Here is a 10,674-nt window from a genome sequence, read left to right on the forward strand (position 1 = left end):
ATAGTTAATGCGTCAGCGCTTTAAGAGACTCAAGTATGACAATCGAAAATATCAGTGTGAACAAGAGTTTTGGCGGCTGGAATAAGCAGTATACCCACCACTCAGAAGCGTTAAATTGTAAGATGCGCTTTGCTATCTATCTGCCACCTCAAGCGTCAAATGGCCAAAAAGTACCCGTATTATATTGGTTGTCAGGCTTAACCTGTACTGATGAAAACTTTATGCATAAAGCCGGTGCACAAGCGCTAGCTGCAGAGTTGGGTATCGCAATTGTTGCACCAGATACTAGCCCGCGTGGCGAAGGTGTGGCTGATGATGCCGGTTATGATTTAGGCCAAGGTGCAGGTTTTTACGTTAACGCAACGCAAGCGCCGTGGAATCGTCATTACCAAATGTATGATTACGTGGTTGATGAGCTACCAAAATTGATTGAGTCTATGTTCCCTGTCAGTGACAAGCGCTCAATAGCGGGTCATTCAATGGGCGGACATGGTGCCTTGGTTATCGCTATGCGCAATGCTGAGGCTTATCAGTCAGTGTCGGCGTTTAGCCCAATCAGCAACCCGGTTAATTGCCCTTGGGGCAAGAAGGCGTTTACCGCTTATTTGGGCCGTGACACTAATGCATGGCAGGATTACGATGCGAGCCTATTGATGCGTAAAGCCAGCGTGTTTGTGCCGGCGTTAGTTGATCAAGGCGAAGGCGATAATTTCCTTGGCGAGCAGCTCAAGCCTGAAGTACTGCAAGCCGCCGCTAAAGTGAGTGGTTATCCGCTGACTTTGAATCTGCATGAAGGTTATGATCACAGCTACTTCTTCATCTCGAGCTTTATTGAACAACACTTACGCTTTCATGCTGCTCACTTGAGAGACTAGCGTTACATTACCCTATTATAAAAATGCCGCATTATCGCGGCATTTTTTATGCGCAGTAGTTATTAAATTTCCTCGGAATCACTCACCTTATTCGTGGTTCATTTAGCAAGCCTTTCGATAGAAAAGTACACCTTATGGACTTTGTTTTTTAGGGCAGGCAATGAAAGTGATCATGGTTGGTGTTTTACATGCTTTATGGGACTGAATGGCGAGTGCGATGATTCACTTCTCTCAAGATCAAAGCTATTAGCGAATAATGGCAATGCATTCTTCACTATGGCTGCGTAGGCGAGGTATAAACAGCTAGTGATATTGAGCTTGTTACTACCCGTTAGCAAGTGAGGCGAGTGTTTGCACTCTGCTATTTTAGCGCTAGAGTTAAGCTAATTCATATCAGGAGAAAACAATGAAAATATGGAATATAGTTGTGATTGGGCTTGCGATAGTTTTAGCAGGTTGCGCATCAACGGAAGCTTCAAAAGAGCGGGCGGCAATGTATGAGTTTCCTGAGTTAGAGCAAGTTAATTCCATTGATAATTTTAGAATGGATGGTTGGGAAGAGGTTGATAAGTATTCGCTGATAGTCAATAGCAGGCCAAGAGAGATCTATCTGTTGATTTTAAATGGTGGTAATAATGATCTTAAGTTTGCCCAAGGATTACTCATTACATCAACCCTTGGTAAGGTAGAAGTTGGTTTTGATAGTGTCTCCACTCGAGACAACCCGCAAAGTAAGTACAATATTAAGCGTATGTACCGCATAAAAGATAAAGCGGAAAAAGAGCTTATAAAGCAAAAAATCCTCGCTTTCTCTGTTGATGAGAAAAATTTAGAAAATAAAAATCCTGAGGCCAGTAGCACTCGAGGCGATTAAATTGCCCACTTACCGCTGAGTGGAATAGGTCTATAAAAAAGCCCGTCTATCAGTCGATAGACGGGCTTTTTACTGTAGACCATTCAGAGGGGTCATTAACCCGAATGGTTTTTAACTAAAGACCGCGTTAGCCTTTAATAAGATAAGCGCCTTTGGTTGAAAGTGTCACCGTGATTGGCTCACTGGTTTTGTTTTTCCAATACCATCCGTGCGCACCTGCAAAAGGCGTGGTCAACGTGCCCTTCACTTGATCTGAGGTGGTGATGGTAAAACTTTCAAAGAAACCTGTTTTATCACCTTGAGGTTCGCCGTGAAAATCAAAATACAAGGGTGCGCCATTGGTGCGCCATTCATATTCTAAATGGGTTCCTTCATTCATCAGTAGTTTATATTCTAAGCCTTTACCCGCCGCAATAATGATGTCGACCGTATCTTGGCGTAGCCCCATCACTTCTGTACGAGTTTGTTTGATCTCAGCCACTGAGGGCGCATCGTTTATCACAATAGAGCCTGAACTTACCATTACGCCTGGCACGGCTTTAATATTTGATGTACTAGGGAGTATAGGATCTGTCGCCGCGGTGGCTATTTTTGTTAAGCCTAATGATTGACCAATACCTGTTGGATCAATGTTGTACTCAGCGGGTAAAATCGCCGTGACTAATACAATCGCTGCAATGACGGTTGCGACGATACTCGCTTTCAGTAAGGTGGCGTTAGAGTGGACCGGTGCACTGAGTGGGTTGTTCACGGTGTTAGTTGCTTGGTTGTCTGTTTGCTGTGTCATTATAGTTCCTAAATTTGTATTTACGCATGCGTATTTAGCTGCATTTTTCTGTTGGTAGCAGCTTTGGAATCTGCTTTAATTTGTAAAGTATCCAGTGAGTTGAAAGCCGACTAACATCAATCCACCACTCATGAGTAGTGTGTTGGCCGCAGTTGAAAACTTGAGATAACTTTGATGCCTGCGCCAAAAGCTCATCATAATGAGTACAACGCCTAACGCTAAAAACTGCCCAATTTCTACGCCGACGTTAAAGGCAATAATATTGGTCATTAACCCCTCTTTAGGCAGATTGAATTCTTGGATTTTAGTGGCCAGCCCAAAGCCATGGAACAGTCCAAAAATCATCACCGCGACCTTGGTGTTGGGCTGAAAGCCAAACACGCGTTTAAATCCGCCTAAGTTATCAAAGCCTTTATAAACGATTGAAAATCCAATAATCGCATCGATAAGATAAGGATTTACCTGGATGTCGTAAAACACGCCGTACAGCAAGGTAATGCTATGACCAATAGTGAACAAGCTGACGTAGAGCAACACGTCTTTAGTGCGATAAAGGAAAAAAATCACCCCGACTAAAAACAGTAAATGGTCATATCCAGTGACCATATGTTTAGCACCGATATAGATAAAGGGCAGAATAGAAACCCCTTGATTAGCAGCTAAAAACTGCTTGGTACCTTCATCTACGCCGTGAGCAAAAAGAGAGAAAGAGGCCAATAACCCCAAAAAAATCACCATAAATCTTATGGTGTTAGCCAATGGTTGGCTCATTACATGTACTCCAATTATTTATTTTATTAAGCGCATGAATCACAGACTGAATGTAGTCAGTCAAAGAAGCGCAAAATGGGTCTATCGCTAAACGACTTGGAATAGTTAACCAAGCCGTCGTTAAAAAGATAAATAATTAGCGGTGTGGAGGGGGATTGGGTGGTGCGTATCGGTAGTTGTTATAAAGCACATCATTGTCGCCGACAGTGCCTGCCTGATAAAAATCGCTGTTAAAGGTCGACTCAAAGGGCGGGTGTGATGGCGTGTGTGAGTGGTTGTTATGATCATGCTCGCTACTGTCGCTAGCAAAAACAACATCAGTGCCGTTTAAATCGGCAATTAATTCGGTGGCATTAAAAGCGGGCAGGGCTTCTACATCGTGCACATGAGCAAAGGTTGCATGCACATTTTCATGGCTATGATGATGGCTAACACTGCTACCCATAGGGTGTTTACCATTGGGGTATTGTACTGAATAAGCTGAATTCATCACAAAAAACTGGCACAGCAACAGCACTAGCATGATGGCTAATGTTGTTCTGGATTGGTGGGTCGCTGGTAACGCTAACCTGACCTTGATGTTTTTGCTGCTCAGTATGTTTAGTCTTCAAGAGAATATAGCTACCGAGATTAAATCAGATTGAAGATCAAACTGCTAGGGCTGTTGATCTTCCTAGCTTAGTTTTTGTTCGATTCTTTACCGTAAGGAATAATGATTTTAGTACAAGGCTTGAGCGATGCTGCTTAGCTGGCTAAGCGAAAAGCTCGTAACGCATTCTAGTCATAAAAGACTAAAAGCATTGAAACGAACCCGAAGGGCCGCGCTTCTTGGCTATTTTGACTGTGTTGTAGGTTATTTGTGGAGAATGACTAAACGACATAGCCTCCGCCTTGTCAAAATAGCCAATAAACTGCGGCAAAAACAACCGTGAAAGATCTACAGCCCCTAATATTCCCGACGACAAAACCATTGCCGAGGTTAACTTACCTACAGCCTCACCTAGACGAATACGAAGCAAGCTGATTACAGCAAAGCGGTTGGTCGACAATGCTCTTGGCACAACAATGCCTAAAAGAACGGGTAGAAGGTAATGAACGAGTGAAGAAAACATGTGTTTGCAGGCATAGTTGTTAGCGACTAATGCGCTGTAAGACTGAGTGAGTAAGCATTTACATACGCCAATAAAAAAGGAGGTGTTAGCCGCCTTTTTTATGTTCAATATTCAGCTTGGACTTTGGCTTTACCTGCTTTAAGCCGGCTTAAACATACATTTTAAGCGTTTGATAATAATCAGTCGTGACATGGTAAATAGGCCACTAACGGTTTTTTGATGTAAGCGAAAAATTGTATCGTACAGCCGGCGTACTAAGCGGCCTTTTAACACTAATCTATCGTTCATCATGGTGCTGATGGCGAAGTCATGTCCAATCGCAACCACCATTCCGCCATCTTTATAGACGAAAGGTTTTAGCGGTTTACCCTCTAAATGTGCCACTAGGTTTTTTGCTAAGTGCACCGCGGCGCGATTGGCTGCCTGTGCTTTGGGTGGAACTTGAGTGCCACCAACCTGCGGGATCGCAGCGCAATCACCTAGGGAGAATATTGACGGGTCCGCAGTGGTTGCCAGTGTTTGCTCAACGATTAACTGATTAGCATGATTACTCTGCAAGCCACCGATGTTTTTTAGCCAGTCGGGCGCTTTAATTCCAGCAGCCCAAAATTGCACATCAGCAGCTAATATTTTGCCATCGCTGGTGGTCATGCGGTCAGCTTCAACACTGGCGACACGAGTATTGAGCAGGATGTTGACGTTATACTGTTCTAGTCGCTTTTGCGCTTGCTGTGACATTTTCAAAGGGCTATTAGGCAGCACTCTGTCAGCAGCTTCAATCAGATTGATGTTTAGCGTCGCGGCATAAGGGTTATTGGCTAGCTTAGCGCTCACTTTGGCCAACTCAGCGGCGAGTTCAAGTCCAGTCGCTCCCGCGCCGACGATATTAATGCTGCGTTCTTTACCCGAACGCAGCAAGGTACTGATTTGATGCCAGCTGTCTCGAGCTTGCGCAGGTGTATCGAGGAATAAGCAATGCTCTTTCGCGCCTAAGGTGGCAAAGTCGTTGCTAATGGCCCCGATAGCAATCACTAAGTAATCGTATTCGAGTCTGTCGACTTCACCATTGGGTTTACGCAGCACTAACTGCTTTTCTGCGCGTTCGATATCAGTCATCCATGCTTGGTAATGCATATAGCCATTCTTGGCACCATGGCTGAAATAGCAAAGGCTGTCGAGGTCACTGTCAAAGGTACCCGCGGCTATCTCATGGAAGCGAGGTTTCCAGTAGTGATGAGTCTCCCCTTCTACCAGTACCACTTCATCTTGACGATTGACCGAACGGCCTAAAAGGCTAGCGATTTCTAGGCCGGCAGCGCCGCCGCCAACAATAACGATACGAGACATAACAATTCCTCAGTGCACCGCATTCGGTGCTGCAATGATGTGTAACAAGCGCCAGCTGACTTCAGCTAAATACCCTAGGTATCAGCTCGTTCTCAGGGCGTTAGATGACGCTCATTATAGTTACCATCATATTTGGAACAATTAGCTCAAAAGGTAAATTACTTTTGCTACACAGTAACAATCAACACCTTGGTGGCAATAAGTCGTTGAAATTAATCGCTTTGTTATTGTTGTTAATAACGACTACTGACCAGTAGCATAAGCTAGAGGCCAGTATAGGATACGGTTAAGTGTCTATTTGAGGGCGTTACCTAGGTAGTCCAGCAGCATGCGAACTTTAGGTGAGAGGTGACGATTTTGCGGATAGAGCGCCCAGATCCCTTCTTCAGGCTGGCGGTTATGCTCAAGCAGTGCCACTAGTTGTTTGTCTTCCAAAAAGCGGGCGACATAGAAATCGGGTAGTTGTACGATGCCAATGCCTTTAATTGCCGCATCCACTAAAGCGTGGCCATTGTTACAGCTGAGTGAACCGCTTACGCGTACATTTCTGGTTTTGCCATTTTCTTGAAAACGCCAATAATCCATAGTGCCGAGCAAACAATTATGTTTTTCTAGTTCCGACAATGTGTGGGGAATGCCATAAGTGGAAAGATAAGCAGGTGACGCACAAACATACTGGGTTCGTGTACTTAGCTTTTTAGCCATCATACTCGAGTCTTCTAACTCCCCGAGTCGAATAGCAAGGTCGTATCCTTCGTCGATTAAATCAATCCTTTGATTACTGAGGATGAGCTTAATCTCCAATTCTGGATATAACACGGCAAAGTCATTGATCAAAGGAGCAATGGTTTTTTCGCCATAGGTGAAGGGCGCGGTAATTTTTAGCAATCCTCTAGGAGTCGTTTGTAGATTAGTGATCGCTCGCTCTGCTTCTTCTAATCCATCGAGCACCTGTCGACAATGTTGATAATAGATCCTGCCAACTTCGGTCACCGACACTTTTCTTGTGGTGCGATGAAACAGCTTTGAAGCGAGCCGAGTTTCTAATGCGCTGATCTGCCTGCTGACCTGTGCTGTCGAAATTCCTAGTCGTTGTGACGCCTTGGTAAAGCTTTCGGCTTCGGCTACCGCAACAAATTCACTGACACCTTCCCAATTAAACATTATTACTCTCAAGAAATTATCTTTGCTAAATATCCTCTAATTATTACCAAATCCAGCCTAAATGCAATTCAAAATCAGATCTTATTTAAAATGGCCAATTGCTATTTACTAGCAGCAAACGGTGTATTTAAGTGAAATTTATTATTACTCACAGTAAAAAGTCATTTGCTAAAAAGTGGGATTATCAACTAGTGAGTAAAGAATATAATCACCGCCATCGAATGACGAAGATGTCATCCAGTCTCAGTTTATAGTCATCCAATATGGCAGTGAAGAGACTGTAAGTTTTTATTTTAATTAAGGAAGTCAAAATGAGCACCACATTCTATATGCCTCCGATGTCGATGATGGGACCCGATGCCATCAAGCAACTAGGTAGCGAACTACAGGCGAGAAACTTTAATAAAGCGCTAATCGTAACTGATAAGGCATTAGTCGATATTAAACTCGTCGACAGGCTTACCGATGAGTTATCTGCTCACGATATCGCCTTTGCCATCTTTGATGGTGTACAGCCTAACCCGACAGAGAAAAACATCGAGCAAGGTCTTGAGATCCTTAAGATTCAAGACTGTGACTTTGTTGTTTCATTCGGTGGTGGCTCGTCTCACGATTGTGCTAAAGGCATCGCCTTAGTCGCTGCCAATGGTGGTCATATTCGTGATTACTCTAAAGGTGTGCATCTATCTGCGAAGCCACAACTGCCTTTGGTTACCGTGAATACCACAGCAGGTACAGCCGCTGAAATGACCATCTTTGCCATTGTTACCAATGAAGAAGATGAGACTAAATACCCGATTGTAGATAAAAACCTGACACCGATAATCGCCGTAAATGACTCAGAACTTATGGTGGCAATGCCTAAGTTTCTCACTGCCTCAACCGGCATGGACGCGTTGACCCATGCGGTTGAAGCTTATGTTTCAACTGCAGCGACACCGATAACCGATGCCTCAGCCATTAAGGCTATTGAATTAATCGCTCAAAACCTAAAAAAAGTTGTCGATAACGGCGAAGACCGTGCAGCGCGAGATGCGATGCAGTACGGAGAGTATTTGGCCGGTATGGCCTTCTCTAACGCGTCTCTGGGTTATGTGCACTCAATGGCTCACCAATTAGGTGGTGTATATGACTTAGTGCACGGCTTATGTAATGCCATCTTGCTGCCATACGTTTCTCGTTTCAATGCTGTAGATAGCAGTGAGCGCTTTGCCGATATCGCCAAAGCGATGGGTATAGATACAACAGGTATGAATGCCGCTGATGCTGCAGAAGCTGGCATTGTAGAAATCGAGCGACTTTCAGCCTCAGTTGGTACCGCCCAGAAGCTGGCTGATCTTGGCGTAAAACAAGAGAAACTCGAGTTTATGGCGATTAATGCGCTGAACGATGCGTGTTCTTTAACTAACCCAAGAAAGGCTAGTACTGAAGAAATCATCAATATTTTTAAACAAGCGATGTAAGTCGTTCTGCTAAGCCCAGCAGGGCTTAGCCTCATTTATCTGGAATAATTATTATGAAAACGTTAATTCACCCATTGGTCGATAATGGTATCTCAGCAACAGTCGCAGGTTTTACTGGCGGATCATTGCAATGCCAGTGTTCACACCATCCTGTTGAAGTGACTGTCTCTGCGCAAACTGCACATAACCATGTTTGCGGTTGCAGCAAATGTTGGAAGCCTGAAGGCGCTCTGTTTGCTCAGATAGCTGTGGTCGCTAAAGACCAAGTTAGCGTGACTGCTAATGCTGATAAATTACAGATCATCGACGCGTCGGCGGCAATTCAGCGTCATGCATGTAAAGAGTGTGGCACCCACATGTTCGGCCGTATCGAAAACGCTGAGCATCCTTTCTATGGTTTAGACTTTGTGCATACTGAGTTATCTAAACAGCAAGGTTGGTCAGCACCTGAATTCGCTGCTTTTGTCTCATCTATCATTGAGTCAGGAACGGCACCTGAAGCTATGACTGATGTTCGCAATACATTAACTGACTTGGGATTAGCGCCATATGATTGCTTATCTCCAGTATTGATGGATGCCATTGCTGCTCACGTTGCAAACAAGAGCTAAGCGCCATTAATTGATACTGAGTAAATAGGTATCGTGGATTTTATAAAAAAGCGCTACGGCGCTTTTTTTATGCCCATTGGCAAGGGTTTAACCTACTCAGTCACGACCAGCCAAAAGCAACCCTCAAGATTGGTGCTATCGTTTTTTCTTATATTGAATGGTAAAAATATTTGTTGATCAGGCCGATTAGTATTGTTGAGCTAATCAATACAATCGGCGCATTGAAATGGGATGGTCTTAGGGTTTAAGAGGTGGAACCTCAATGCGTATGGACGCCGCCGCTGCTGCGGTCATCGCGCTTGATGTCACTGATCCAATCGTCTCGCCTAAGCGGCGGTATTGATGCTTTGAGCTGATGGTGTGATTTGTCGGCACATGCCTGGTTTTTGATCGCTGCTGTTTATTACCATTTGGTAAAAGTGATTTGCAGTTTTAGCTGATTATCATCCTATCCATTATCAATATACTAAGCACAAATTCAGTACCTCAATCTATGCAGCGGGCTTTGCCTGCCGATCACTTTACATTTAAGGCTTATATTATGAGTTGGATCTTTCTATTACTGGGTGTCATGGCTGAAGCCTTATCCCATGTGGCGTTAAAAGCGACCGATGGTTTTAGCCGACCATTGCCTGCCGTATTAGTTATTGTGGGTCATTTGGTGGCATTTATTTTTCTTGGCCAAGCTATGAAGGGCATGCCTGTGGGGGTGGTTCATGCACTGTGGGCGGGTTTAGCCATAGTGACAGTCACCTTGTTATCGGCATTATTTTACCGCCAACATCTAGATCTCACTGCGTGGATCGGTATGGGATTAGTCGCTGCTGGCGTAATGATGATTAACTTCTCACAAGGCCATAGCCACTGATTCAAAGCAAAACCGCGTTGATCTCATTTTAACCTTAGACATAAAGCCAACCTCAGTTTTTTTAGTGACTTCAATATGTTGACTGTCTCATTATTCGATACAAACTTGTTGGTGTGAGGCACTTTTTCATGCGGCAGAGAATCGGTAATCTATTCATAACGTCGATAATGACAGCAACAAGATTCTCTATTTATCAGGTAATGAGTGAGGTTTACAATGAAAATTAAGACGATGCTAGCAGGTGTATTATGTTCCGGTTTACTGGCCAGCAGTGTTAATGCGGCAGAAGTAGAGTTCTTTGTTGGTGCTGCGGCGGGTTATCAAACAGACACGATCGAAGGCAACCTAAATCATGATACCGAAGATATGTCGTGGCAGGGGCGAGCAGGTGTGTTGATTGAGCAACAACACCGGATAACAGCGACCTTTGGTTACATGGAAGATGAATTTTCACAAGCGGGAAAAGATTATAAACAGGAGCAATACAGCTGGTTAATCTCTTATGATTACTTAATCCCAGTGCATAAAAATGTGGACCTGTTTATGGGTGTTTCAGCAGGTGCAAACGATAATAAAGTTGCAGGGCGTGCCGCCACCGATTTTGTTTGGGGTGGACAAGTGGGTGTGCAGTACAAATGGAGTGAACACTTCTCTTCAGACTTAGGTTTTCGCTACTTAGATCAAGACTACGAACGTCACGATATTCGTATCAATAACAGTCAGCAAGTTTATCTGACCTTAGATTATAAGTTCTAGACTGAGATTTAAGGCAGAGGTTTAAGATAGAGCTTCAAGACCGAGA

General features: G+C 44.0%; 12 protein-coding genes. 6 read left to right on the forward strand and 6 right to left on the reverse strand.

From position 1 onward, the window contains the following. Positions 1 to 35: 35 nt before the first annotated feature. Positions 36 to 875 carry an S-formylglutathione hydrolase gene (gene fghA, locus L2729_RS17040; protein WP_248989336.1) on the forward strand — a complete coding sequence of 280 codons (840 nt, stop codon included), beginning with the start codon at positions 36 to 38 and terminating at the stop codon, positions 873 to 875. Positions 876 to 1,281: 406 nt separating this feature from the next. Continuing rightward, a complete protein-coding gene (locus L2729_RS17045) occupies positions 1,282 to 1,749 on the forward strand; it encodes a DUF6491 family protein (protein WP_248989337.1) in 468 nt (155 codons plus the stop codon). A 127-nt stretch (positions 1,750 to 1,876) separates the two neighbouring features. On the opposite strand, the gene L2729_RS17050 is transcribed toward L2729_RS17045, so the two are convergent. The 6 genes from L2729_RS17050 to L2729_RS17075 form a co-directional block, all read right to left on the reverse strand. Next, entirely contained in the window at positions 1,877 to 2,536 is a 660-nt protein-coding gene (locus tag L2729_RS17050; RefSeq protein WP_248989338.1) for a hypothetical protein, read from the reverse strand. Between the two features lie 75 nt (positions 2,537 to 2,611). After that, on the reverse strand, positions 2,612 to 3,307 hold the full coding sequence (locus L2729_RS17055) for a HupE/UreJ family protein (protein ID WP_248989339.1): 696 nt from the start codon (positions 3,305 to 3,307) through the stop codon (positions 2,612 to 2,614). Between the two features lie 136 nt (positions 3,308 to 3,443). Continuing rightward, positions 3,444 to 3,797, reverse strand: coding sequence for a hypothetical protein (locus L2729_RS17060; protein WP_248989340.1), 354 nt, complete (start codon positions 3,795 to 3,797; stop codon positions 3,444 to 3,446). Positions 3,798 to 4,098: 301 nt separating this feature from the next. Further along, complete coding sequence (locus tag L2729_RS17065) at positions 4,099 to 4,527, reverse strand: hypothetical protein (RefSeq protein ID WP_248989341.1); 429 nt, start codon at positions 4,525 to 4,527, stop codon at positions 4,099 to 4,101. 30 nt (positions 4,528 to 4,557) lie between these two features. Further along, the gene (locus tag L2729_RS17070; protein ID WP_248989342.1) at positions 4,558 to 5,766 is read right to left on the reverse strand and encodes an NAD(P)/FAD-dependent oxidoreductase; all 1,209 of its coding nucleotides are present in this window, start codon (positions 5,764 to 5,766) and stop codon (positions 4,558 to 4,560) included. A 294-nt stretch (positions 5,767 to 6,060) separates the two neighbouring features. Beyond that, positions 6,061 to 6,930, reverse strand: a complete 870-nt coding sequence (locus L2729_RS17075; RefSeq protein ID WP_248989343.1) for a LysR family transcriptional regulator — start codon at positions 6,928 to 6,930, stop codon at positions 6,061 to 6,063. Between the two features lie 311 nt (positions 6,931 to 7,241). Between L2729_RS17075 and L2729_RS17080 the strand changes: the two genes are divergently transcribed. The 4 genes from L2729_RS17080 to L2729_RS17095 all read left to right on the forward strand — a co-directional run bounded on the left by L2729_RS17080 (position 7,242) and on the right by L2729_RS17095 (position 10,628). Continuing rightward, positions 7,242 to 8,393, forward strand: a complete 1,152-nt coding sequence (locus L2729_RS17080; protein WP_248989344.1) for an iron-containing alcohol dehydrogenase — start codon at positions 7,242 to 7,244, stop codon at positions 8,391 to 8,393. A 53-nt stretch (positions 8,394 to 8,446) separates the two neighbouring features. Further along, positions 8,447 to 9,004, forward strand: coding sequence for an S-(hydroxymethyl)glutathione synthase (gene gfa / locus L2729_RS17085; RefSeq protein ID WP_248989345.1), 558 nt, complete (start codon positions 8,447 to 8,449; stop codon positions 9,002 to 9,004). 493 nt (positions 9,005 to 9,497) lie between these two features. Then, positions 9,498 to 9,872: a DMT family transporter gene (locus tag L2729_RS17090; protein ID WP_283104266.1), complete on the forward strand. Its 375-nt coding sequence runs from the start codon at positions 9,498 to 9,500 to the stop codon at positions 9,870 to 9,872. A 216-nt stretch (positions 9,873 to 10,088) separates the two neighbouring features. After that, on the forward strand, positions 10,089 to 10,628 hold the full coding sequence (locus L2729_RS17095; protein WP_248989347.1) for an outer membrane beta-barrel protein: 540 nt from the start codon (positions 10,089 to 10,091) through the stop codon (positions 10,626 to 10,628). Positions 10,629 to 10,674: the final 46 nt, after the last annotated feature.

It is taken from the genome of Shewanella gelidimarina (assembly GCF_023283945.1).
Classification (GTDB): Bacteria; Pseudomonadota; Gammaproteobacteria; order Enterobacterales; family Shewanellaceae; genus Shewanella; species Shewanella gelidimarina.